Source organism: Streptosporangium saharense, from assembly GCF_014203715.1.
In the GTDB taxonomy this organism is placed as follows: Bacteria; Actinomycetota; Actinomycetes; order Streptosporangiales; family Streptosporangiaceae; genus Streptosporangium; species Streptosporangium saharense.
The window spans coordinates 907,829-930,844 of the sequence record NZ_JACHJP010000002.1; the positions used below are offsets into that span (position 1 = coordinate 907,829).

Annotated in this window: 26 protein-coding genes and 2 riboswitches; of the genes, 14 read left to right on the plus strand and 12 right to left on the minus strand. The window is 72.1% G+C overall.

The window, feature by feature from the left end; genetic code table 11:
• Nucleotides 1-2 precede the first annotated feature (2 nt).
• A complete protein-coding gene (locus tag FHS44_RS13030; protein WP_184714227.1) occupies nucleotides 3-839 on the minus strand; it encodes a hypothetical protein in 837 nt (278 codons plus the stop codon).
• 206 nt (nucleotides 840-1,045) lie between these two features.
• On the opposite strand from FHS44_RS13030, the gene arfB reads away from it, so the two are divergent.
• Nucleotides 1,046-1,468, plus strand: coding sequence for an alternative ribosome rescue aminoacyl-tRNA hydrolase ArfB (gene arfB / locus FHS44_RS13035; RefSeq protein WP_184714228.1), 423 nt, complete (start codon nucleotides 1,046-1,048; stop codon nucleotides 1,466-1,468).
• A gap of 31 nt (nucleotides 1,469-1,499) precedes the next feature.
• On the plus strand, nucleotides 1,500-1,943 hold the full coding sequence (locus tag FHS44_RS13040; protein ID WP_184714229.1) for an NUDIX hydrolase: 444 nt from the start codon (nucleotides 1,500-1,502) through the stop codon (nucleotides 1,941-1,943).
• A 2-nt stretch (nucleotides 1,944-1,945) separates the two neighbouring features.
• On the opposite strand, the gene tsaD is transcribed toward FHS44_RS13040, so the two are convergent.
• Entirely contained in the window at nucleotides 1,946-2,959 is a 1,014-nt protein-coding gene (tsaD, locus tag FHS44_RS13045) for a tRNA (adenosine(37)-N6)-threonylcarbamoyltransferase complex transferase subunit TsaD (RefSeq protein WP_184714230.1), read from the minus strand.
• 98 nt (nucleotides 2,960-3,057) lie between these two features.
• A riboswitch (cobalamin riboswitch) is annotated at nucleotides 3,058-3,236 on the plus strand.
• Between the two features lie 129 nt (nucleotides 3,237-3,365).
• Here tsaD and FHS44_RS13050 point away from each other — a divergent pair.
• Genes FHS44_RS13050 through FHS44_RS13070 form a run of 5 tightly spaced genes read left to right on the plus strand, consistent with a single transcriptional unit; the run spans nucleotide 3,366 to nucleotide 8,716 of the window.
• Entirely contained in the window at nucleotides 3,366-4,865 is a 1,500-nt protein-coding gene (locus tag FHS44_RS13050; protein WP_184714231.1) for a CoA-acylating methylmalonate-semialdehyde dehydrogenase, read from the plus strand.
• Nucleotides 4,866-4,870: 5 nt separating this feature from the next.
• The gene (locus FHS44_RS13055) at nucleotides 4,871-6,010 is read left to right on the plus strand and encodes an acyl-CoA dehydrogenase family protein (protein ID WP_221460671.1); all 1,140 of its coding nucleotides are present in this window, start codon (nucleotides 4,871-4,873) and stop codon (nucleotides 6,008-6,010) included.
• Nucleotides 6,010-7,068, plus strand: a complete 1,059-nt coding sequence (locus FHS44_RS13060) for an enoyl-CoA hydratase/isomerase family protein (RefSeq protein ID WP_184714232.1) — start codon at nucleotides 6,010-6,012, stop codon at nucleotides 7,066-7,068. Before FHS44_RS13055 ends, FHS44_RS13060 begins: the two co-directional genes overlap by 1 nt.
• On the plus strand, nucleotides 7,065-7,943 hold the full coding sequence (mmsB, locus tag FHS44_RS13065; protein WP_184714233.1) for a 3-hydroxyisobutyrate dehydrogenase: 879 nt from the start codon (nucleotides 7,065-7,067) through the stop codon (nucleotides 7,941-7,943). The genes FHS44_RS13060 and mmsB overlap by 4 nt, the downstream gene beginning before the upstream one ends.
• On the plus strand, nucleotides 7,940-8,716 hold the full coding sequence (locus FHS44_RS13070) for an enoyl-CoA hydratase (protein ID WP_312863635.1): 777 nt from the start codon (nucleotides 7,940-7,942) through the stop codon (nucleotides 8,714-8,716). Before mmsB ends, FHS44_RS13070 begins: the two co-directional genes overlap by 4 nt.
• On the opposite strand, the gene FHS44_RS13075 is transcribed toward FHS44_RS13070, so the two are convergent.
• The 3 genes from FHS44_RS13075 to relB form a co-directional block, all read right to left on the minus strand.
• The gene (locus tag FHS44_RS13075; RefSeq protein WP_221460672.1) at nucleotides 8,706-9,062 is read right to left on the minus strand and encodes a hypothetical protein; all 357 of its coding nucleotides are present in this window, start codon (nucleotides 9,060-9,062) and stop codon (nucleotides 8,706-8,708) included. The genes FHS44_RS13070 and FHS44_RS13075 overlap by 11 nt on opposite strands.
• On the minus strand, nucleotides 9,059-9,853 hold the full coding sequence (locus tag FHS44_RS13080; protein WP_184715297.1) for a (2Fe-2S)-binding protein: 795 nt from the start codon (nucleotides 9,851-9,853) through the stop codon (nucleotides 9,059-9,061). The genes FHS44_RS13075 and FHS44_RS13080 overlap by 4 nt, the downstream gene beginning before the upstream one ends.
• Nucleotides 9,854-9,894: 41 nt before the next feature.
• A riboswitch (cobalamin riboswitch) is annotated at nucleotides 9,895-10,043 on the minus strand.
• Nucleotides 10,029-11,498, minus strand: a complete 1,470-nt coding sequence (gene relB / locus FHS44_RS13085; RefSeq protein ID WP_184714234.1) for a type II toxin-antitoxin system RelB family anti-toxin — start codon at nucleotides 11,496-11,498, stop codon at nucleotides 10,029-10,031. Its footprint overlaps the riboswitch before it by 15 nt.
• A gap of 171 nt (nucleotides 11,499-11,669) precedes the next feature.
• Here relB and FHS44_RS13090 point away from each other — a divergent pair, with 171 nt between their 5' ends.
• The 4 genes from FHS44_RS13090 to cobF are packed head-to-tail and all read left to right on the plus strand — an operon-like array spanning nucleotide 11,670 to nucleotide 16,016.
• Nucleotides 11,670-13,196: an MmgE/PrpD family protein gene (locus FHS44_RS13090; protein ID WP_184714235.1), complete on the plus strand. Its 1,527-nt coding sequence runs from the start codon at nucleotides 11,670-11,672 to the stop codon at nucleotides 13,194-13,196.
• Nucleotides 13,197-14,102 (plus strand): methylisocitrate lyase, encoded by a 906-nt coding sequence (gene prpB, locus FHS44_RS13095; RefSeq protein WP_184714236.1) that lies wholly within the window; start codon nucleotides 13,197-13,199, stop codon nucleotides 14,100-14,102.
• 10 nt (nucleotides 14,103-14,112) lie between these two features.
• A complete protein-coding gene (locus tag FHS44_RS13100) occupies nucleotides 14,113-15,255 on the plus strand; it encodes a bifunctional 2-methylcitrate synthase/citrate synthase (RefSeq protein WP_184714237.1) in 1,143 nt (380 codons plus the stop codon).
• On the plus strand, nucleotides 15,252-16,016 hold the full coding sequence (gene cobF, locus FHS44_RS13105; protein WP_221460674.1) for a precorrin-6A synthase (deacetylating): 765 nt from the start codon (nucleotides 15,252-15,254) through the stop codon (nucleotides 16,014-16,016). Before FHS44_RS13100 ends, cobF begins: the two co-directional genes overlap by 4 nt.
• Before the next feature lie 5 nt (nucleotides 16,017-16,021).
• On the opposite strand, the gene FHS44_RS13110 is transcribed toward cobF, so the two are convergent.
• From FHS44_RS13110 to FHS44_RS13135, 6 genes are all read right to left on the minus strand, one after another.
• The gene (locus FHS44_RS13110) at nucleotides 16,022-17,068 is read right to left on the minus strand and encodes a FecCD family ABC transporter permease (RefSeq protein WP_184714238.1); all 1,047 of its coding nucleotides are present in this window, start codon (nucleotides 17,066-17,068) and stop codon (nucleotides 16,022-16,024) included.
• Nucleotides 17,065-18,129, minus strand: coding sequence for a FecCD family ABC transporter permease (locus FHS44_RS13115; RefSeq protein ID WP_184714239.1), 1,065 nt, complete (start codon nucleotides 18,127-18,129; stop codon nucleotides 17,065-17,067). Before FHS44_RS13115 ends, FHS44_RS13110 begins: the two co-directional genes overlap by 4 nt.
• 46 nt (nucleotides 18,130-18,175) lie before the next feature.
• Nucleotides 18,176-19,174: an ABC transporter substrate-binding protein gene (locus tag FHS44_RS13120; protein WP_184714240.1), complete on the minus strand. Its 999-nt coding sequence runs from the start codon at nucleotides 19,172-19,174 to the stop codon at nucleotides 18,176-18,178.
• Nucleotides 19,175-19,499: 325 nt separating this feature from the next.
• Nucleotides 19,500-20,045: a hypothetical protein gene (locus FHS44_RS13125; RefSeq protein ID WP_184714241.1), complete on the minus strand. Its 546-nt coding sequence runs from the start codon at nucleotides 20,043-20,045 to the stop codon at nucleotides 19,500-19,502.
• A complete protein-coding gene (locus FHS44_RS13130; RefSeq protein ID WP_184714242.1) occupies nucleotides 20,042-20,326 on the minus strand; it encodes a DUF211 domain-containing protein in 285 nt (94 codons plus the stop codon). The genes FHS44_RS13125 and FHS44_RS13130 overlap by 4 nt, the downstream gene beginning before the upstream one ends.
• Complete coding sequence (locus tag FHS44_RS13135) at nucleotides 20,323-20,715, minus strand: putative PII-like signaling protein (protein ID WP_184714243.1); 393 nt, start codon at nucleotides 20,713-20,715, stop codon at nucleotides 20,323-20,325. The genes FHS44_RS13130 and FHS44_RS13135 overlap by 4 nt, the downstream gene beginning before the upstream one ends.
• Before the next feature lie 399 nt (nucleotides 20,716-21,114).
• Here FHS44_RS13135 and crcB (FHS44_RS13140) point away from each other — a divergent pair, with 399 nt between their 5' ends.
• Genes crcB (FHS44_RS13140) through crcB (FHS44_RS13150) form a run of 3 tightly spaced genes read left to right on the plus strand, consistent with a single transcriptional unit; the run spans nucleotide 21,115 to nucleotide 22,309 of the window.
• Entirely contained in the window at nucleotides 21,115-21,594 is a 480-nt protein-coding gene (gene crcB, locus FHS44_RS13140; RefSeq protein WP_312863636.1) for a fluoride efflux transporter CrcB, read from the plus strand.
• Entirely contained in the window at nucleotides 21,591-21,938 is a 348-nt protein-coding gene (locus tag FHS44_RS13145) for a putative PII-like signaling protein (RefSeq protein ID WP_184714245.1), read from the plus strand. Before crcB (FHS44_RS13140) ends, FHS44_RS13145 begins: the two co-directional genes overlap by 4 nt.
• A complete protein-coding gene (gene crcB, locus FHS44_RS13150; RefSeq protein WP_184714246.1) occupies nucleotides 21,935-22,309 on the plus strand; it encodes a fluoride efflux transporter CrcB in 375 nt (124 codons plus the stop codon). Before FHS44_RS13145 ends, crcB (FHS44_RS13150) begins: the two co-directional genes overlap by 4 nt.
• A gap of 20 nt (nucleotides 22,310-22,329) precedes the next feature.
• On the opposite strand, the gene FHS44_RS13155 is transcribed toward crcB (FHS44_RS13150), so the two are convergent.
• The gene (locus FHS44_RS13155) at nucleotides 22,330-23,010 is read right to left on the minus strand and encodes a TetR/AcrR family transcriptional regulator (RefSeq protein ID WP_184714247.1); all 681 of its coding nucleotides are present in this window, start codon (nucleotides 23,008-23,010) and stop codon (nucleotides 22,330-22,332) included.
• Nucleotides 23,011-23,016: the final 6 nt, after the last annotated feature.

Sequence of the window (23,016 nt, forward strand, 5' to 3'; positions counted from 1 at the left end):
GGTCAGTGGAGGTAGGGCTTGAGGTGTTCGTTGAGCGCGCCGCAGCCCAGGTAGTTGCGCACGCTGTGGAAGTCGAGCCAGTCGAGGTTCACCAGCGTCTCCTGGTCGATCCCGGTGAAGCTGCGCCGCAGCTCGGCGGGGATCGCCACGATGTCGTCCTTGTCGGCGATGTTGACCCAGCGCCTGACCGACGGCGGTTTCTTCCCCCTGCCGTTGATCGGGGCGGGCAGCAACCGTTCGAAGATCACGTTCTGCATGCCGAGCGGGCTGCCGAGGGTGAGCAGCAGGTCGATCCGCAGGTCGGGATTGGACCACAGCGTCTCGTAGGTCACCACGCTGCCGAGCGAGTGGGCGATGACCACCTTCGGCTGGTTTCGCCTGATCGTCTGCGCCACCGCCGCGCGTGCCTTCTCCCTGGCGCGGCTTCCCGCGGTCATGTAGGCGGCGACCTCCGGGCAGAAGAGTCCCGCGAGGTCGGCCGCGTTGGCCTGGAGGCGGTTGAGCAGCCAGCCCGTCACGGCGTGCAGCGCGCCGGTCAGCCCCTCCCCCATCCTGGGCAGTTGCTTGGCCCAGGCGACGAAGATCTCCTGGGAGGGCACGTCCATGGCCCGCACCGCCCGCGCGGACGGCTCCTGGGGGTGCTCGCACAGCAGGTGGGCGTAGTAGGCGATGTCGGTGACATAGCGCTCCTTGGTGTACGGCACGCCACCGGTCAGCCCCTTGTGCAGGTAGCGGTCCCATTTCTCGCGTACGGCACTGGCCGCGCCCTCGGCCGAGTTCCCCGCGTCACGGTAGTAGTGGTACTTGCCTATCCCGTGCACGCCGACGATCTTGTCCACGCGCCCGCCTCCCTCGTACGGATCCCCGCGGTGCGGTCCTCCCGGGGTCACTTCGGGGCCACTGTGGCGGAAGGCGAACCGCCCCACAAGGCCGAATCCCCCACACTCCTCCACCCAAATAAGCGGATAAATCAGTTGATCAGGGCGTTTGCTCCGTGGATATCCTGGAATCACAGCCCACAAGAACCCGAAGGAGTTGTCGCTCCATGTCCGATCCGCTGGAGATCAGCGGCTCGCTCTCCATCCCGGAGACCGAGCTTCACTGGCGTTTCTCCCGCTCCTCGGGTCCGGGCGGGCAGGGAGTCAACACCACCGACAGCCGGGTGGAGCTGAGCTTCGACCTGGCCGCGACCGAGGCGCTCGTGCCGCCGCTCAAGGACCGCGCGCTCGAACGGCTCGCCCCCCGGCTCGTCGACGGCGTCATCACCATCGCCGCCTCCGAGTTCCGCTCCCAGCTCCGCAACCGCGAGGCCGCGCGGATCCGGCTCGCCCGGCTGCTGCGGGAGGCCGTCGCCCCGCCGCCGAAGCGACGCCGTCCGACCAAGCCGAGCAGGGGCGCCGTCGAACGGCGGATCACCGCCAAGAAGCACCGCTCCGACCTCAAGCGCCTGCGCAGGGGTGACTTCTGAGGACCAGGACACCGGGTGGCAGAATGGGCGAATGCCCCTCGTCCCCAGCGTCCGCGCGGTGCTCCTCGACGACGACCGGCTCGTGCTGTTCCGCCGCACGGTTCCCGGGCAGGACCTCTACTGGTCGATTCCCGGTGGCCACGTCGAGCCGCAGGACGCCTCCCTTGAGCACACCCTCCACCGCGAGGTGCTTGAGGAGCTTGGCGCGGTCGTCTCCGACGTCACCCCGCTGACCACCCTTGAGTGCGTGCGCGACGACGGCGTCAAGACCCAGCACGTGTACGGCTGCCGCCTGGTCTCGATGGACCCCGCCCTGCGCTGCGGTCCCGAGTTCTCCGACCCCGCCAGGGGCGTCTACGAGGTCGTACGGCTGCCGCTCGACCCCGGGGAGATCACGGCCATCAACATCATCCCGCCGGAGCTCGGCAGCTATCTCGCCGACAACATCACCCGGCTGCCCGAACTGATCGCCTGACCTCAGAGGTGGGCGCGGTTCAGCGGGGCCGAGGGGTCGGCCGCCAGGTGGCGTGAGGAGGGCGGGGCGCCCGAGGCGACCAGGAGGTCCCCGACCGCGGCGATCATCGCGCCGTTGTCGGTGCACAGGCTCGGGGGCGGGATCCGCAGCGTGAGGCCCGCCGTACGGCATCGCTCGGCGGCGAGGTCGCGCAGTCTGCGGTTGGCGGCGACGCCACCGACGATCACGAGGGTGTCCACGCCGTGGGCAAGGCAGGCCTCGACGGCCTTGCGGGTCAGCACGTCGGCGACCGCCTCCTGGAAGGAGGCCGCGACGTCCGGCACGGCGAGGGTGCTTCCGGCCCGTTCCACGTGCCTGGCGACGGCGCTCTTGAGGCCGGAGAAGGAGAAGTCGTAGCCCGCGCCGAGCATCGCGCGGGGGAAGACGACAGCCCCGGGGTCGCCGTCGCGGGCGGCCTCGGCGACGGCGGGGCCGCCGGGGTAGGCGAGGCCGAGGAGCCTGGCGACCTTGTCGAAGGCCTCCCCCGCGGCGTCGTCGCGGGTGTCGCCGAGGTGGACGACCGGGTCGCGGGCCAGGTCGCCGAGCAGCAGCAGCGAGGTGTGCCCACCGGAGACGATCAGCGCGACCGAGCGGGACGGCAGCGGGCCGTTCTCCAGGGTGTCGGCGGCCACGTGCCCGGCCAGGTGGTGCACGCCGTACAGGGGGCGGTCCCAGGCCAGGGCGTAGGCCTTGGCGGCGGCGAGGCCGGTCTGCAGCGCGGTGGCCAGGCCGGGGCCGGAGGTGACCGCGACCGCGTCGATCTCCGAGGGGCCGATCCCTGCCTGCTGGAAGGCGGCCCGCACGCAGGGGACGAGCGACTCCAGGTGGGCGCGGGCGGCGATCTCCGGCACCACCCCGCCGAAGCGCGCGTGCTCCTCCATCGAGGAGGCCAGCGCGGCGCCGAGGAGGCGCCCGTCGGAGACGATGCCGACGCCGGTCTCGTCGCACGAGGTCTCGATCCCCAGGACGACCGCCATGCCACCCCCTTGTTGCAAGTAGTTCGCAACTACGAATGATAGGCAGCAACTCTTCCGAGGGCGAACGCCGTACGCTCTGGACTTAGTAGGACGTCCAACTATATTTTCGAGACGAAGGTCCGCGGTGCAGGGAAGCCGGTGTGAGTCCGGCACGGTCCCGCCACTGTGACCGGGGAGTGCGTCATCGCGTGGAAAAGGCCACTGGCGAGAGCTGGGAAGGCCGGGTGACGTGCGCTGATCCGGGAGTCAGGATACCGGCCGTGGGTTTGTCCGTGTTGTCCACGAGGATGGAGCGAACACGCATGGCATCGACACGCGCTCGCGAGCCCGGCGACGTCCAGGCCGTGGGATGTCCCACGCGCTGACGCCCACCCTCGGATCCCCATCTGGCGAAGGCAGGACGTTCATGGTTCGTGAGCTGACACACTTCATCGGCGGCAAACAGGTCCCCGGGACCTCCGGCGAGTACGGCGACGTCCTCGACCCCAACACCGGGCGGGTCCAGGCCCGCGTCCCGCTGGCCAGCCGGGAGGAGGTCGAGGCGGCGCTCGCCGACGCCGAGGCCGCCCAGCGGGAGTGGGCCGGGTGGAACCCGCAGCGCCGCGCCCGGGTGCTGCTGCGCTTCCTGCGCCTGGCCGACGCCGAACGCGACTCCCTGGCCCGGCTGCTGTCCTCCGAGCACGGCAAGACCATCGCCGACGCCGACGGCGACCTGCAGCGCGGCCTTGAGGTCGTCGAGTTCGCCGCGGGCATCCCGCACCTGCTCAAGGGCGACTTCACCGACAGCGCCGGGACCGGCATCGACGTGTACTCGATGCGCCAGCCGCTGGGGGTGATCGCCGGGATCACCCCGTTCAACTTCCCGGCGATGATTCCGCTGTGGCAGGCCGCGCCCGCCCTAGCCTGCGGGAACGCCTTCGTGCTCAAGCCGTCCGAGCGTGACCCCTCGGTGCCGCTGCGCCTGGCCGAGCTGTTCGTCGAGGCGGGCCTGCCGCCCGGCGTGCTGAACGTGGTCAACGGCGACCGGCTGGCCGTCGAGACGCTGCTGACCGACCCGAGGGTCGGCGGGGTCGGCTTCGTCGGCTCGACCGCGGTGGCCGAGCACGTCTACACCGTCGCCTCCGCGAACGGCAAGCGCGCCCAGTGCTTCGGCGGCGCCAAGAACCACCTGATCGTCATGCCCGACGCCGACCTCGACCAGGCCGCCGACGCGCTGATCGGCGCGGGGTACGGCTCGGCGGGCGAGCGCTGCATGGCCATCTCCGTGGCCGTCCCCGTCGGGGAGGAGACCGCCGAGGCCCTGGTCGCCAAGCTGGTCGAGCGGATCGGCGAGCTGCGGGTCGGCCTGTCCGACGACCCCGCCGCCGACTTCGGGCCGCTGGTCGGCGCGGACGCGCTGGAGCGGGTCCGCGGCTACCTCGACGTCGGCGTCGCCGAGGGCGCCCGCCTGGTGGTCGACGGCCGCCAGGCCGAGCTGCCGGGGAACGGGGACGGCTTCTTCGTCGGCGCCTCGCTCTTCGACCACGTCACCCCGGACATGCGCGTCTACCGGGAGGAGATCTTCGGCCCCGTCCTGTCCGTGGTGCGCGCGGCCTCCTACGAGGAGGCGCTGCGCCTGCCGACCGAGCACGAGTACGGCAACGGCGTGGCCATCTTCACCCGTGACGGCGACACCGCCCGCGACTTCACCCGGCGGGTGAACACCGGCATGGTCGGCGTCAACGTCCCCATCCCGGTCCCGGTCGCCTACCACGGCTTCGGCGGCTGGAAGCGGTCGGCGTTCGGCGACCTCAACCAGTTCGGCACGGACTCGATCCGCTTCTGCACCCGCACCAAGACCGTCACCTCGCGCTGGCCCTCCGGGCTCAGGGAAGGCGCGAGCTTCGTTATTCCCACGATGGGCTGACGCCGATGCTCACTCTCACCGACGAGCAGGCGGCGATCGTCGAGGCGGTCCGCGGCTTCGCCGACGAGCACCTGGCGCCCAACGCCGTCGACTGGGACCGCCGCAAGCACTTCCCGGTCGACGTGCTGGCCAAGGCCGCCGACCTCGGGCTCGGCGGTGTCTACGTCGCCGAGGAGATGGGCGGCTCCGGCCTGTCCAGGACCGACGGGGTGCTGGCCTTCGAGGCACTGGCCACCGGCTGTCCCTCCATCGCGGCCTACACCTCCATCCACAACATGGTCGCCTGGATGATCGACCGCTACGGCACCGGCGACCAGCGCGCCCGCTGGCTGCCCGGTCTGTGCTCGATGCGGGACCTGGCCGCCTACTGCCTCACCGAACCGGGCGCCGGATCCGACGCCGCCGCGCTCGGCACCCGGGCGGTCCTCGACGGCGACCACTACGTCCTCGACGGGGTCAAGCAGTTCATCTCCGGCGCCGGGGCCGCCCAGGTGTACGTGGTGATGGCCCGCACCGGAGGTCCCGGCGCCAAGGGCATCTCGGCGTTCGTCGTCGAGCGCGACGACCCCGGCCTGTCCTTCGGCCCCAACGAGGACAAGATGGGCTGGAACGCCCAGCCGACCCGGCAGGTCATCCTGGACGGGGTACGCGTCCCTGCCTCGCGGCTGCTCGGCGAGGAGGGCGGCGGCTTCCGGATCGCGATGAGCGGCCTGAACGGCGGCCGCCTCGGCATCGCCGCCTGCTCCCTGGGCGGCGCGCAGGCCGCCCTCGACGCCTGCACCTCCTACCTCGCCGACCGGGAGGCCTTCGGCGCCAAGCTGCTGCGCGCCCAGGCGCTGCAGTTCTCCCTGGCCGACATGGCGACCGAACTGGAGGCCGCCAGGGCGTTGGTGTGGCGGGCCGCCGCCGCGCTCGACGCGGGCGACCCCAGGGCGGCCGAGCTGTGCGCGATGGCCAAGCGGTTCGCCACCGACACCGGCTTCACCGTCGCCGACCAGGCCCTGCAACTGCACGGCGGGTACGGCTACCTCACCGAGTACGGCATCGAGAAGATCGTCCGCGACCTGCGGGTGCACCGGATCCTGGAAGGAACGAACGAGATCATGCGCGTCATCGTCGCCAGAGGACTGGTTGGAGCCGCCTGATGAACCCACAGCCGGACGCCGAGGTCGAGACGCTGGTCACCGGCCGTCTCGGGCAGGTCGTCCTCAACCGGCCCCGGGCCCTGAACGCCCTGAACCACGACATGATCCGCCGCATCGACGCCGTCCTGCGCGCCTGGGCGGAGGACGACGCCGTGGCCACCGTGCTCATCAGGGGCGCGGGCGAGCGCGGCCTGTGCGCCGGGGGCGACATCCGCTCCATCTACGAGGACGCCAGGGCCGGGGGCGGGAACTCCCCCGCGTTCTGGCGGGACGAGTACCGCCTCAACGCCCTCGTCGCCCGGTACGGCAAGCCGTACGTGGCGCTGATGGACGGCATCGTGATGGGCGGCGGGGTGGGCGTGTCCGCGCACGGCGGGGTGCGGATCGTCACCGAGCGCACCACCCTGGCCATGCCGGAGACCACGATCGGGTTCGTGCCCGACGTGGGCGGCACCTACCTGCTGTCGCGGGCGCCCGGCGAGCTGGGCACCCACCTGGCGCTGACCGCGGCGGCGATCGGCGCGGGCGACGCTATCGCCTGCGGGCTGGCCGACCACTTCGTGCCCTCCGGCGACCTTGAGGCCCTCACAACCGCGCTGGCCTCGCGGGACGTGGCCGGGGCGGTCACCGCCTTCGCCCGTCCCGTGCCGCCCGGCGAGCTGGCCGGTGAGCGCGGGTGGATCGACGCCTGCTACTCCGCCGACACGGTCGAGGAGATCGTGGAGCGGCTGCTCGACAGCGGTGCGGAGGGGGCCAAGCGGGCGGCCGAGCTGATCTCCGCCAAGTCGCCGACCGCGCTGAAGGCCACCCTGCGCTCCCTGCGCCTGGCCAAAGAGCTCGGCTCCCTTGAGGAGGCGCTCGACCAGGAGTACCGCGTCTCCCTCGGGATGCTGGCCGTACCGGACCTGGTGGAGGGCATCCGCGCCCAGGTGATCGACAAGGACCGCTCCCCCCGCTGGTCGCCCGCCCAGCTCGAAGAGGTGGACGAACGGGACATCGACCGCTTCTTCGCGCCCCTCGGGGAGCGCGAACTCGGACTGTCCGGAGGACCGCGATGACGATCGCCTTCATCGGCCTGGGCAACATGGGCGGTCCGATGGCCGCCAACCTGGTCAAGGCGGGCTACGAGGTGACCGGGTTCGACCTGGTTCCCGAGGCGCTCGAACGGGCCGGGGAGAACGGCGTCCGCCTCGCCGCCTCCGCCACGGAGGCCGTGGACGGCGCCGGGACCGTCGTCACGATGCTGCCCAGCGGGCGGCACGTGCTCGGCTGCTACGACCAGGTGCTGGGGGCCGCCGCGCCGGGAACGCTGTTCGCCGACTGCTCGACCATCGACGTCGCCGACGCCCGCGCCGCGGGACAGGCCGCAGTCGCGGCCGGGCACCGCGCGCTCGACGCCCCGGTCTCCGGGGGCGTGGCCGGGGCGACGGCTGCCACGCTGACCTTCATGGTCGGCGCCGGGGAGGACGACTTCGCCGCCGTCTCCCCGCTGCTGTCCACGATGGGCCGCAGGGTCGTGCACTGCGGCGGTCCCGGCGCCGGGCAGGCCGCGAAGATCTGCAACAACATGATCCTCGGCGCCTCGATGATCGCCGTCAGCGAGGCGTTCGTGCTGGGTGAGAGCCTCGGCCTGTCGCACCAGGCGCTGTTCGACGTGGTCTCGACGGCCTCGGGCCAGTGCTGGGCGCTGACCTCCAACTGCCCGGTCCCCGGCCCGGTCCCGGCGAGTCCCGCCAACCGCGACTACCAGCCGGGCTTCGCCGCCGCGCTCATGGCCAAGGACCTGGGCCTGGCCGCCGAGGCCATCAGGGCGGGTGGCGTGGCCGCGGAACTCGGCCTGCGGGCGGCGGAGATCTACGCCGCCTTCGCCGAGGGGCCGGGCGCGGGTCAGGACTTCTCCGCCATCGTCAACGCCATCAGGGAAAAATCGTGACTCAGTATGAGACCATCCTTCTCGACCGCAAGGGCCGTACCGGCCTGATCACCCTCAACCGCCCGAAGGCGCTCAACGCGCTCAACCTGCGGGTCATGGAGGAGGTCATCGACGCGGCGACCACGCTCGACCGTGACCCGGACGTCGGCTGCATCGTCGTCACCGGCTCGGAGCGGGCCTTCGCCGCGGGGGCCGATATCAAGGAGATGCAGCCCAACGACTACATGGACGTCTACCTGGCCGACTGGTTCTCCGCCTGGGACCGGCTCGGCGAGGTCCGCAAGCCCACGGTCGCGGCGGTGGCGGGCTACGCGCTCGGCGGCGGCTGCGAGCTGGCCATGCTCTGCGACGTGCTCATCGCCGCCGACACCGCGGTCTTCGGCCAGCCGGAGATCAAGCTCGGCGTCATCCCCGGCATCGGCGGCTCCCAGCGGCTGACCCGCGCCGTCGGCAAGGCCAAGGCCATGGAGCTGTGCCTGACCGGGCGCACCATGGACGCCGCCGAGGCCGAGCGGGCCGGGCTGGTCTCCCGGATCGTGCCCGCCGCCGACCTGCTGTCCGAGGCCCTGGCCCTCGCGGAGACCATCGCGAACATGTCCACGCCCATCGCGATGATGGTCAAGGAGAGCGTGAACCGGGCGTTCGAGACCACGCTCGCCGAGGGGGTGCGGTTCGAGCGGCGTGTCTTCCACGCCACCTTCGCCACCGCCGACCAGAAGGAGGGCATGGCCGCCTTCACCGAGAAGCGCCCGCCCTCGTTCGTCAACCGCTGAGGTTCCCCGCCCCGCCGGTCCTGCCCGGCGGGGTGATGGTGTGCAGGGTCAGGATGTCGGGCATCGGCGCGAGGCCGGGGCCGCCGTCCCCGATCCAGGCGGCGATGTCCTTCGCGGCGTCCGGGTGGTTGACCAGCCCGAGCCACACGGGCCGCCCGCCCGCCGCGCGTCCCTCCGGCGAAGGCCGTACGACGACCACGTTGGCCTGCTCGCACACGTCGAGGCAGTCGCTGACGCGCACCTCAGCGATCTCCGACAGCCTGCGCAACTGCTCGTCGTGGTCGAGTCCCGGCACCTTGCGGGCGCTGCCGCAGCAGCAGTCCCGGCAGACGGTGATCCCGCTCACGTGTCTCCCCTCTCTCTCGTACGGCTCGCGAGCCTCTCTCTTGTACGGCTCGCGAGCAGCACGCAGTCGCCGCACTTGCCACCGCCGGGCAGCCGGTAGTACAGGCAGCAGCTGTTCCTGGTGAAGGACGGCCGCCCCGGGACGGGCTCGGCCAGCCCACCGGTGTCCCGCAGCGACCCCGTCCCCAGCAGTTCCCGGCCCAGCGCGACGGCCCGCCCGGCCAGCTCGGGGCGCTGGCGGGCCAGGACGCACACGGCGCCCGCCAGCGCGGAGGCGGTGTTGCCCCACAGCAGGGTGGACGAGATGCCGACGATCTCCCGTACGGCCGACGCCAGCGGTTCGAGCAGCCCGGTCACCACCCCGTGGTACATCGGCCCCGCCGCCTCGGCGGGATCGGCGACCTGCCATCCGCCGGGCCGTACGGCACGCAACGGCAGCGGCCCCGTGGGGGCGGGATACCAGTGCACCCGGGTGGGGGCCAGGTCGAGGAGCAGGCCGTGGGCGGCGAAGGCCCCGACGACCGGTGACCACAGGCGGGCCGCGAGCCCCTGGAACTGGATGGAGGCCGCGACCCTGGTCTGGTCGGTGCCCAGGCGGGTGGCGACCTCGGCGACGCGCCGTGCCAGCAGGGCGCGGTCGGTGAGCAGGTCGGTGAGCGGCCGCCAGCCGGGTTCGGCCTCGCCCGCGTCGAGCTCGAAGTAGCCGCCCACCGTGGAGACCTCGGCCAGCACCGCCGAGACGGTCTCCGGACCGGCGGGCACGATCACCGGGGCACGCCGGACGGGGGGCATGACGATCACCGATCCTCTCCCGGGGAGGTCCGCCCCGAACTCGTTGAGGAGGCGACCGCGTGAGTCTCTGGCTCCCTGGGCCGAACCGCGTGTGCGGTTCGCTCCCCGGTCACAGTGGCGGGACCGCGCCGGACTCGCACCGGCTTCCTCTTCCTCGCCGTCGCCTGCGGCGGCATCATCTCACAGGTGACGGGGGGTTCCCTGTGCCGCCAGTGCCCACCTCCCGGTCGCCGGTCTCCTGGTTGAGGACCGGGTAGGGGACGTGGGTGCGGCGGTTCTCGTCGATCTCCAGGCGGCCTCCCGCCGGGGGCCTGGCCCGCTGCACGCAGTCGCGCCGCTCGCAGATGCGGCAGCCGAGACCGATCGGCACGGCGGCCCCCGGGTCGTCGAGGGCCACGCCCTCGGAGTAGACCAGCCGGTGGGCGTGACGCAGCTCGCAGCCCAGGGCGACCGCGAACGCGGCGCGCGGGGCCCGGTGGCCGTACCCGCCCCGGGTGACGGTGCGGGCGGCCCAGAAGTACCGCTTGCCGTCGGGCATCTCGGCCACCTGGGTGAGGATCCTGCCGGGCGCGGAGAAGGCGTCGTAGACCGTCCACAGCGGGCAGGTGCCGCCGAGCCGGGAGAAGTGGAAGTCGGTAGCCGACTGGCGCTTGGAGATGTTGCCCGCCCGGTCCACCCGCAGGAAGGAGAAGGGCACCCCGCGCAGACCGGGCCGCTGCAGGGTGCTGAGCCGGTGGCAGACGGTCTCGAACCCGACGCCGTAGCGGGCCTGCAGCAGCTCGACGTCGTAGCGCAGCTCCTCGGCGTCGGCGTGGAAGGCGGCGTACGGCATCAGCAGCGCGCCCGCGTAGTAGCTGGCCAGGCCGATGCGGGCCAGCGAGGAGGCGGTCCGCGAGCTGAGCGCCGGGTCCTCGGCCAGGGTCGTCAGCAGCTCGCCGTGTTCGAGGACGGCGAGCTGGGCGGCCATCTGGAAGGCCCGCTGCCCGTCGGTCAGCCAGGGCGACAGGAACAGCACGCCCGAGGCGGCGTCGAACCTGCGGGCGTCCCCGGTCTGCGGGGCGTGCGGCGAGGCCCGGACCGTCCTGACGCCGTGCTCGTCGGCCAGCAGGGCGGCGACGGTCTCCGCGGCCCTGCCGGGGCGCAGGCCGACGCGTCCCGCGGTCCGCTCGGCGACCGCCTCAAGCTCGGCGAAGTGGTTGTGGCGGCTGTAGAAGAAGTCCCTGACCTCGTCGTGGGGGTCGGCGACCGGGTAGTCGCCGGGGCTGCCCAGCGCGGCTACCTGTTCGGCGGCGTCGCGGTAGCGGTGGTGCAGGGCGACCAGCGCCCTGGCCACGCCGGGGTGGTCGCGGGTCACCTCGGTCAGCTCCTCCGCCGACAGCGTCAGCCCGCACACCTCGTCCTGCAGCGCCTCGCGCAGGTCGGCGGCCAGGCGCTCCTCCCCCGCGACGGAGAAGAACTCCGCGTCCACGCCGAGCAGCTCGGTGATCCGCAGCAGCACCGGCACGGTCAGCGGGCGCTGGCTGTGCTCGATCTGGTTGAGGTAGCTCGCCGAGATGCCGAGGCGCCTGGCCAGCTCGACCTGGCTCAGGCCGTGCTCACGGCGCAGCCTGCGCAGCCGGGCGTGGGCGTAGACCTTCTTCTCCACTGCGGCCCCTTCTCAGCTCGGGAGACTGCGAAGATAGCATCCGCAAAATTAGCAAATTTCGCATTTTCCCTGCTTTTGCATGTACATACTTCGCTCATTCCGGTCATCGACTCCCGGCGAGGACAGGACGATCCTGGTACGGCCCAGCGTGCCGACGCCCAGAGGAGTCCCATGATCGACCACCACCTGCGGGTCCACCCCAGCGCCGAGACCCCGCCGAGGACGGAGCAACTGGCCTGGAAACTGGCCGAGATCTCCCGTTCGGCCGCCGAGGTCGGCGCCGACGTGGCCGCGATGGCGGTCAACCGGGTCATCGACAACGCCGCGGTCGCCGTCGCCTCCCTGCGCCGCCGTCCCGTGGCCGTCGCCCGCTCCCAGGCCCTGCCGCACACCGCCGCGCCCGGCGCCCCCGGTGCCCCCGGCGCCTCGGTCTTCGGGGCCGATCCGCTGGCGCGGGTGTCGCCGGAGTGGGCGGCCTGGGCCAACGGCACCGCCGTACGGGAACTCGACTTCCACGACACCTTCCTGGCCGCCGACTACTCCCACCCCGGGGACAACATCCCGCCGCTGCTGGCCGTGGCCCAGCACGCGGGCCGCACCGGGGCCGACCTGCTGCGCGGCGTCGTCGTGGCCTACGAGGTGCACGTCGCCCTGGTGAAGGCCGTGTGCCTGCACAGGCACCGCATCGACCACGTCGCGCACCTGAGCGCCGCCACGGCCTGCGGGATCGGCGCGCTGCTCGGCCTGCCGGTCGAGGTCACCTACCAGGCGGTCCAGCAGGCCGTGCACACCACGACCGCCACCCGCCAGTCCCGCAAGGGCGAGATCTCCAGTTGGAAGGCCTTCGCCCCGGCCTTCGCGGGCAAGGCGGCCGTCGAGGCGGTCGACAGGGCGATGCGCGGCGAGGGCGCGCCCTCCCCGATCTACGAGGGCGAGGACGGTTTCGTCGCCTGGATGCTCGACGGCCCCGGCGCCTCCTACACCGTCCGGCTCCCCGAGCCCGGCGAGCCGCCGCGGGCCATCCTGGAGACCTACACCAAGGAGCACTCCGCCGAGTACCAAGCCCAGGCCGTCATCGACCTGGCCCGCTCGCTGCGGGAGAAGATCGACCCCTCGAAGGTGGAGAGCGTCGTCCTGCACACCAGTCACCACACCCACAACGTGATCGGCTCGGGCTCCGGCGACCCGCAGAAGTACGACCCCACGGCCAGCAGGGAGACGCTCGACCACTCGGTGGCCTACATCATGGCCGTGGCCCTGCAGGACGGCGCCTGGCACCACGAGCGCTCCTACGCGCCCGAACGCGCGGCCCGTCCGGACACCGTACGGCTCTGGCACGCGATCAGCACCGTCGAGGACCCGGAGTGGACCCGCCGCTACCACGATCCGGATCCGGCGGCCAAGGCGTTCGGCGGGCGGGCCGTGGTCACCCTCACCGACGGCACCGTCGTCGAGGAGGAGCTGGCCGTCGCCGACGCCCACCCGCGCGGGGCGCGCCCGTTCGGCCGCGACGGCTACGTCGGCAAGTTCCGTACCCTCGCCGAGGGCGTCGTCGCCCCCGCCGACCAGGACCGCTTCCTGGCCGCCGCCGAGGGGCTGGCCGGGCTGTCCGCGTCCGGCCTCGCCGGACTGTTCCCCGCCGTCGACCACCGCGCCCTGGCCGAGGCCGACGCCGTACTCCCGAAGGGGCTGTTCTAGATGCTGCACACCCGCACGACACCCACCGCCCGGCGCCTGGCCCTGCGCGAGGGGCTGGCCTCAGGCCGCCTGCTGCGGATGCCGGGGGCGATCAACCCGCTGAGCGCCGTGCTCGTCCAGGAGAGCGGCTTCGAGGGCGTCTACGTCTCCGGCGCGGTCATGTCGGCCGAGCTGGCTCTGCCCGACATCGGCCTGACCACGCTCACCGAGGTCGCCGGGCGGGCCGGGCAGATCGCCCGCGTCACCGACCTGCCGACCCTGGTGGACGCCGACACCGGCTTCGGCGAGCCGATGAACGCCGCCCGCACCGTCCAGCTCCTTGAGGACGCCGGGCTGGCGGGCTGCCACCTTGAGGACCAGGTCAACCCGAAGCGCTGCGGCCACCTGGACGGCAAGACGATCACCCCGGCCGACGAGATGGTCCGCAGGGTCAAGGCCGCCGTCGAGGCCCGGCGCGACCCCGCGTTCGTCCTGTGCGCCCGCACCGACGCCCGTACCGTCGAGGGACTCGACGCGGCGATCGAGCGCGCCAGGGCCTACGTGGACGCGGGGGCCGACGTGATCTTCCCCGAGGCTCTGAGGGACGAGCGGGAGTTCGAGGCCTTCCGCGCCGCGATCGACGTGCCGCTCATCGCGAACATGACCGAGTTCGGCAAGGGTCCGCTGTTGAAGGCGACCACCCTGGCCTCCCTGGGCTACAACATCGTGATATATCCGGTCACCCTGCTGCGGCTGGCCATGGGCGCCATCGAGGAGGGGCTGCGCGTCATCGCCGAGGACGGCACCCAGGCGCCGCTCGTGGAGCGCATGCAGACCCGCTCGCGGCTGTACGAACTGCTCGACTACTCCGGCTACACGACCTTCGACGGCGACGTCCACACCTTCTCGCTCCCGCCCGGCGCCTGAGAGGCCTGACATGACCCAGATCCATCGCGGCCTGGCCGGTGTCGTGGTCGACACCACCGGCATCTCCACGGTCGTCACCGAGACCAACTCCCTGACCTACCGCGGTTATCCCGTCCAGGACCTGGCGGCGAGCCGCTCCTTCGAGGAGGTCGCCCACCTGCTGTGGTACGGCGAGCTGCCGACGACGACGCAGCTACGGGAGCTTGAGGCACGTGAGCGGGCGCTGCGCCCCCTCGACCGGGCCGCCGCCGAGATCGTCGCCCGGCTGCCCGCCACCTGCCACCCCATGGACGTGCTGCGCACGGTGATCAGTTACCTCGGCACCCAGGACCTCACCGAGGACGACGGGAGCCTCGCGGCCAACCGCGCCAAGTCGCTGGCGCTGCTGGCCAGGCTGCCCACGGTCGTGGCCGCCGACCAGCGCCGCCGCCGGCGTCTCGACCCGATCCCGCCGGACCCGTCGCTCGGCCTGGCCGAGAACTTCTTCCACATGTGCTTCGGCGCCGTGCCCGCGCCCGAGGTGGTGCGCTGCTTCGAGATCTCGCTGATCCTCTACGCCGAGCACAGCTTCAACGCCTCGACCTTCACCGCCCGGGTGGTCACCTCGACCCTGTCGGACCTCTACAGCGCCGTCACCGCCGCCGTCGGCGCCCTCAAGGGCCCGCTGCACGGCGGGGCCAACGAGGCCGTGATGCACACGCTGAACGAGATCGGCGAGCCGGAGCGGGTCGGGGCGTGGCTGGACCGGGCGCTGGCCGAGAAACGGAAGATCATGGGATTCGGGCACCGGGTCTACAAGCACGGCGACTCACGCGTGCCCATCATGAGCCAGGCCCTCGGACGGCTGGTCGCCGTCAGTGACGACCCCCGTGCGGTACGGCTCGCGGAGCTGCACGCAGCCCTCGAAAAAGCCGTGTTCGACCGCAAGGGCATCCACCCGAACCTGGACTATCCGGCCGGGCTCGCCTACCACCTCATGGGCTTCGACATCCCGCTGTTCACCCCCATCTTCGTGATGAGCCGCATCACCGGCTGGACCGCCCACATCGCCGAGCAACTCCAGGCGAACGTGCTCATCCGGCCGCTGGGCACCTACACGGGACCGGCCCAGCGGGACCTGCCCGTGGCGGGGAGGGCAGACTCTTCCCCGTGAAGCGAATCCTCATCATCGGCATCGGCGCGGGCGACCCCGACCATCTCACCCTCCAGGCGGTCAAGGCCATCGGCCGGGCCGACGCCTTCCTGCTGGTCGACAAGGGTGCCGTCAAACACGACCTGGCCGACCTGCGCCGGGACATGATCGAGGCGCACGGGCGGCAGCCGTACCGGGTGGTCGAGGCCCGTGACCCCGAGCGGGACAGGACCACCCCCGCCTACGCCTCGGCGGTCGAGACGTGGCGTTCGCGGCGCGCCGACCTGTACGAGGCGTTCGTCCGCGACGAGTTGGGCGACGGCGAGACGGGGGCGATCCTGGTCTGGGGCGACCCCGGACTCTACGACAGCACGCTGGCCGGGATCGAGGAGGTCATCGAGCGGGGGACGGTCACCTTCGACCACGAGGTCGTCCCGGGCATCACGAGCGTCTCCGCGCTGACCGCCCGGCACCGTACCAACCTGAACCGGGTCGGCCGCCCGGTGCACGTCACCACGGGCCGCCGCCTGGCGCAGGACGGTCCGACGGCCGACGACGTCGTCGTCATGCTCGACGCGCACTGCGCCTTCGCCGACCTGGGAGAGCTGGGCGAGGAGTTCCACATCTACTGGGGCGCCTACCTGGGCACCCCTGACGAGATCCTGGTCTCAGGCCCGGTGCCCGAGGTGGCCGAGCGCATCCGCGCCCTGCGCGCCCAGGCCCGCGACAGCAAGGGCTGGATCATGGACACCTACCTGCTCAGGCGCCTGCCCCTGACGTGAGCCGCTCAGCCCCCGACTCCCCTGCCCGTTCCCGTACGGCCGGCGCGCCACTCGTGGGCCAGCAGCCAGACGAGGTAGCAGCCGCCCATGACGCCGGTCAGCACGCCGACGGGGAGCTGGGTCGGGGCGAGCAGCCGCTGGGCGGCCAGGTCGGCTCCGGTCAGCATGGCCGCGCCGGTCAGCGCGGAGGCGAGGATCCCGGGTCCCGAGGCCCGGGTCAGCCTCCTGGCGACCTGCGGCGCGGCCAGCGCGACGAAGGCGATCGGCCCGGCCGCGGCGGTCGCGGCGGCGGTGAGCGCGACCCCGACCAGCATCACCCCGGCCCTGACCCGTTCGAGCGGCACCCCGAGGCCGGTCGCGACCTCCTCACCCAGTTCGAGCGCCCGCAGCGGCCTGGCCAGGGCGAGCGCGGCGGGCAGCAGTACGGCCAGCGCCGCGAGCAGCGGCCAGACGTGCTCCCAGCCACGGGCGTTCAGGCTGCCGGTCAGCCACACCGCGGCGCTCTGCGCGTCCCCGAAGGACGCCTTGGCCAGCAGGTAGGCGTTGAACGCGGTCAGCAGCGCGCTGACGCCGATGCCGACGAGCACGAGCCGGTAGCCGCGCACGCCGCCGTTCCAGGTCAGCAGGTAGACGGCGGCGGCGGTGAGCGCGCCTCCCGCGACCGCCCCGCCCGCGACGGTGGCCGGGCCCCCGCCGACGACGAGGACGGCCACCAGCGCGCCCGTCGCGGAGCCCGCGGTGAAGCCGATGACGTCGGGACTGCCCAGCGGGTTGCGGGACAGGCTCTGGAACAGGGCACCCGCCGTACCCATGGCCGCCCCGACCAGGACCGCGACCAGGACGCGGGGCAGGCGCACCTGCGTCACGATGTAGCGCTGCGCGCGCCTGCCCGCCCCGCCGAGGATGCCCAGCACCTCCTGGGGCGACAGCGGGTAGTCGCCGCTGGCGAGCGTGTAGCCCGCCACGAGCGTCACGACGACGGCCAGGGCGAGGCAGACGGCCACCGCGCGGCGCACGGCCCTGGCGCGTGACCGGCCCAGCGAGATACTCATAGCTCCGCGAGCTTCCTGCGCCGCACGAGCGCGATGAACAGGGGGGCGCCGAGGAAGGCCGTCACCACGCCCACCTCGAGCTCCTCCGGGCTGATGACCACCCGGCCCACGATGTCGGCGGCCAGCACCGCGACCGCGCCGAGCAGCGCCGAGTAGGGCAGCGTCCAGCGCATGTCGGGGCCGGTGAGGTGCCGGGCGACGTGCGGTACGGCAAGGCCGACGAAGGTGATGGGACCGGCCGCCGCCGTCGAGGCCCCGCACAGCAGCGTGATGGCCAGCAGGCTCAGCGCGGTCGTGCGGGCCGGGTTCGCGCCGAGGGCGCGGGCGGTGTCGGCGCCGAGGTTCATCGTGTTGAGCGGGCGGGCCAGGGCGAGGGCGAGCAGCGTGCCCACCCCCAGGAAGGGGATCACCTGCGCGGTCACGGCGGCGTCGATCCCGCCGAAGGTGCCGATCTGCCAGAAGCGGAACCGGTTGAGGGTCAGCGGGTCGAGCAGGATGAGGCCGCTGACGAACGAGGTGAGCACCGCCGTGATCGCGGTCCCGGCCAGTGCCAGCCGTACCGGCGTCACGCTGGTGCGGCCGACGCCGCCGAGCAGGTAGACGGCGGCGGAGGCGACGACGGCGCCGAGCAGCGCGAACCACACGTAGGCGGAGAAGGTGCGCAGGTCGAGCAGCGAGGTCGCCCCGGCGACCGCGGCGGCGGCGCCGCCGTTGACGCCGAGCAGCCCGGGGTCGGCCAGCGGGTTGCGGGTCAGGGACTGCATGAGGCACCCGGCCAGCCCGAGCGAGACACCGACGGCGATGCCGAGCAGCGTCCTGGGCAGGCGGGAGGTGTGCACGACGATCCAGTTGTCGTCGGCCGGCGCGTAGGTGAACAGGACGCGCAGCACCTCGGCGGGCGCGACGGACTTGGCGCCGATCGCGATGCCCGCCCCGGCGAGCACCACGAGCACGGCCAGGCAGCAGAGCAGGCCGAGCGCGAGCCAGGGCCGCCTGGCGCGTGCCGTGAACGGCCCACCGGGGGCCGCGGGTCCGGCCGCCACGGGAGCGGGCGGGGTCACCCTGCCACGTGCCGTGGACGGCCTGACGGGAGGGGCGGGCGCACGGCTACAGACCCTTCAGGATGGTCTCGACCTGGTTGAGCACGTCGATCGAGGTGCCGTACCTGTCGGCGGTCGCGTAGGTGAGGGGCAGCACCTTGCCGTTCTTCGCGGCCTTGAGGAGCTTCCAGGCGGGCTTCTCCGTGAGGTCGCGGGTCTCCTGCGGCACCTCGCCGGTGGCGGCCGTCCTCGGCACGAGGATCACGTCGGCGTCGGCCAGCACGCTGATCTTCTCGTCGGAGTAGGTGACCTCGTGCTCCTTGTCCTCGGCGGAGGCGGCGGAGAAGGTGGCTCCGGCGTCGACGAGGATCCGGCCGACCCAGGAGGTGCGGGTGTCGACGAGGAACTCGCCGCCGCCGTAGGAGGAGGCGATGGACCACTTCAGCGTGGACAGCCTGTCGGCGTAGGTGCTCTTGATCCGGGCGGTCCCGGCCTCGTAGTCGGCCTTGAGCTTGGCGAACTCGGTGTCCTTGCCGACGGCGGTGGCGATCTTCCGCTGGGCGTCCAGCAGGTCGACCGGCGTCTTGATCCCGAAGTAGAGGGTCGGCGCGACGCCTTCGAGCTTCTTGACGCCCCAGTCGAAGGCGGTGGCGCCCTCGACGATGATGAGGTCGGGGTCGAGCGAGGCGACCTTCTCGATGTTGACCTCGATGCCGGAGCCGATCGACTCGATCTTCCTGGCGGTCTCGACCTGGGAGGGCAGCAGTTCCATCGGGTTGTTCTCGTCGATGGCGCTGGTGCCGACCGGCAGCACGCCGAGGTCGAGCAGGGCGCCGGTGGCGTAGGAGATCGACACGATACGCTCGACGCCGCCGGGGACGGTGACCTTCCCGTTGGTCGCCTCGACGACCCGGTCGGCGGCTGCGGAGGGCGCCGGTCCCGAGGGGTCGGGGGCGGCCTCAGTGGTGCCGGTGGTGCCGGGGCCGGAACCGCACGCGGTCAGGGCGGCGAGCGTGAAGACGGACAGGCTCGTGGCCAGACGGCGACGCAGCGGGGCCGGGGACATACTACTCCTCATTTAGGCAAGCCTTGCCTAAATTGGCGCATGATCCTCGTGATGTCAATTGACAAATGTCACCTTTAGCTCATGAAGCTAGATCTCCCCTCAAAGCACTCATAAGCGCTGTTTTTCGGGATAAATCATCAATCTCTATGAACCAGATCACAGAGTCCCGTCTTGACAGGGCTCGCCGGGACCTCAAAACTAAGCTTAGCCTTACCTAAGTAACCCAAAGGCTCGTCACGTCTGGACGTGGGCCCCAGACGCGGCGTCCGCCGCATCGTGGTCTCACGCTACGGGGAGACCACGATACGGCCCATCACCCGAAATTTCAGGCGATATCCAGATAAAGGCCGACGATGGCGACGGCCACCCCGCCGACGGTCAGCATGAAGGCCCAGCGGATCCCGCTGCCACCGACCGCCCCGCCCAGCGCGAACCCCAGGACGGCCAGCGCCGCCACGGCCAGGACCACCGGCGCCCACCCCGGACCGGGCAGCAGCGCCCCGGCCGCCAACGGGAACAGCGCCCCCAGGAAGCTCGCCGCACTGGCGACCGCCGCCGCGACGGACGCCTCCCGCGCGACCGCGCGCCCCAGCCTGGTCGTCGCCAGGTGCCCCCGCGAGGCGAGGTTGAGCTGCCGGGAGGCGTGGGCGAGCTGTTCGCGCAGCTCGGCGTACTTGGCCACGTAGACGGCGAACGCCGCGGTCACCAGCGCCGCGACGCCGACCCGCACCCCGAGCAGCGCGTCCGCCCCGCGCCCGCCGCGCAGGAGGGCGCCGCCCGCCAGGACCAGGGCGTTGAGGATGCCGTCGGAGAGCCCGAGGGCCAGCGGCAGCGTCAGGCTGCCGCGCCGTACCCGCCGCGCCCTAGTCATCGTGAGCGCCGTATCCCCTCGATGATCCGGGAGCCGGTCGCCACCTGGTCGATGCTGTGCACGACCGCCCCGGTCTCCTCGATGGCGCCGACGAGCCGCCGCACGTCGATGTCGTCGCCCTCGACGGTGATGTCCATGTCCACGGTCTCCATGTCGATCTCGTTGATCGTGATGTTCACCGCCTCGACCCCGGGGACCCGGTCGACGGCCGAGGCCAGCTCGATCAGGTCGGGGCGCTGGGTGGCCTTGTCCACGTCCATGACGACCCTGCGTACGTTCATGATCCCCCAGGTGGGTGCGGGAACGGCTCACCGGTGCCGGTGGCCGCGAGCCGGGCGGAACTGCCGAGATAGTGGATCGCCTCGACCGGTTCCAGTACGGCGAGCCCCTCGGGGACCAGCTCGTCGAGCTCCGGCAGGAAGGCGCGGATGGCCTCCTCGCTGTCGATGAGCGTGATCTCGACGGGCATCTCCTCGGTGAGGGAGAGGATGCGGACGGTGTGGATGCGCGAGGAGGCGCCGTAGCCCTCGATGCCGCGGACCACGCTGGCGCCCGCCAGGCCGAAGCGGTGGGCGCGGTGCACGATCTCGAAGTACAGGGGCCTGTGGTGCCAGGTGTCGCTCTCGCAGACGAAGACCGTCAGCCGTAGTGCCGGACCTTGGAGCCGCATGATGACCGCCTCCTACCAGGATCTCGTCGAGCCGTCACTGGTAGGGACCGTTGACGAGGAAGTGCCCCGTGGTTGTCCCCGCCCTGGAAGCCCTGGGGCGGAGGCGGCGGGCCCCACCGCCGCAAATCCGGAAAAAGCCGGTCTTACCAGCAATTATACCCTTCACCCCTGTCCGGGAACGATCGACGGCGGAGGCAGGTTAGGCTGTGGGGGAACACCCACGCCGGTCCACGGAGTCCGGCCGGGATGTCTCGCGGCGGTGGGGCCCGCCGTACCCGAACCGCGGTGCACGCGCCACCGCCAACGGTCCCTGCTCGTGACAGCTCGCGCCCGCGGAACACCGGGCGCACGCCACGTGTGGGGAGGATCATGAGCCCGGATGAGGTGAGGCTCACAACGGTGACCGAGCCCGTCGACCACGACGTCGATCCCGCCGAGGTACGGCGCCGCCGCCAGGCACGCCGCTCGCAGCTCCGTGTGCTCGGAGCTGTCGCCGTGGGAGGCGCGCTCGGCGCGGGAGCCCGCTACGGGGCGTCGCTGCTGTGGCCGACCCCCGCCGCCGCGTTCCCGTGGACGACGCTCGGCGTCAACGCGCTCGGCTGCCTGGTGATCGGTGTCTTCCTGGTGACGCTGACCGAGGCCTGGACGGCGCCCGTGTGGGTGCGGCCGTTCTTCGCGACCGGCGTGCTGGGCGGGTTCACCACCTTCTCCACCTACTGCGTCGACATCGAACGTCTGGTCTCGGCGGGACGCGCGGGCCCGGCGCTGACCTACATGGCCGTGACGGTCGTGGCCGCCATGGTGGCGGTGACGGCCGGGGCGTGGACCACCCGCCTGTTCCTGGCGGCGGTGCGAAGGAAGGCAGGGAGGACACGATGATCATGTCTGGGCGAGGGCTGCGGCTTACCGTCTTCCTCGACGACACCGACACCTGGAACCACCGTCCGATGTACACCGAGATCGTGCATCGCGCGCACGCCGCGGGGCTGGCCGGGGCGTCGGTCTTCCGCGGCCTTGAGGGCTTCGGCGCCACGAACGTCGTGCACACCACCCGGCTGCTGTCGATGGCCGACGACCTGCCGGTCGCCGTGGTGATCATCGACACCGAGGAGGCCGTCCGTGCCTTCCTGCCCCAGCTCGACGACCTGCTCATCGAGGGCGTGGCCGTACTCGACCAGGTCGAGATCGTCCACCACCGCGGAGCCGGAAGGGAGGAACCGTGAACTGGCTGCTGGTGCTGGCGGGGGCCGCCGTCGGGGCGCCGATGCGCTACTTGACCGACCGGATGGTCCAGGCCCGGCACGACACGGTCTTCCCGTGGGGCACCTTCACGGTCAACGTGTTCGGCTCCTTCGTCCTCGGCCTGCTGGCCGGGGCGGCGCTGTCCGGCGCGGCGGGCGCGAACGTCCAGCTCCTGGTGGGGACCGGGTTCTGCGGGGCGCTGACCACCTACTCGACGTTCTCCTACGAGACGCTGCAACTGGCCGAGAACGGCGCGCGCTTCTACGCGCTGGCCAACGTCGTCGCCTCGGTGGTCGCGGGGCTCGGCGCGGTGTTCGTCGGCATGGCCTTCGCCCAGGCCGCCTTCGCCTGACAGGTTCGCCAGGAGGTTCCCTAGGAGGGGAGCCGGGTCGCGGCGCCGTCGAGGAAAAGGGCGAGCTTGTCGCGGAACCAGTCGTGGGGGTCGCCGTCGATGATCGTGCGCAGCACGGCGGCGAACGGCACCGCCTCGGGCACGGCGTGCTCCCCCGACCAGGACTCGCGCATCTGCTCGATCCCCGTCACCCGCTCCCCCGAGGCGGTCGCCCGCTCGCGGGACAGGCGCTCCCAGCCCACGTAGACGTCGGCCGCCAGGTCGGTGAGGGTGTCCACGACGAGGACGGCGTCCTGCGGGCCGAAGCCGAAACCGGCCAGCTCACGGGCGGTGGCGTAGAAGACCCTGGTCACGCTGGGCGGGGTGCGGGGCAGGTCCTGGATGAGACCGGCCATGCCCGGGTTGGCGGCGAACAGGTTCCAGACGACGTCGGCGGTCTCCTCAAGGTAGGCGCGCCAGTCGCTCCCCGCCTCCGGCCAGTCGGCGCGCCGTACGGCCAGGTCCATGGCGGCGATCACCAGGTCGTCCCGGCTGGGGACGCGCCGGTAGAGCGAGGAGTGCTTGACCCCGAGCCGGTCGGCGACCGCCGCCATGGTGAGGTCGTGGAAGCCCACGGCCAGCGCGGCCTCGGCGATGTCCCCGAGGCTGAAGCTGGGACGGCGCCCGGGACGGAGACCGGGGCGGGCGGGTGTGGCGCTCATACCCCT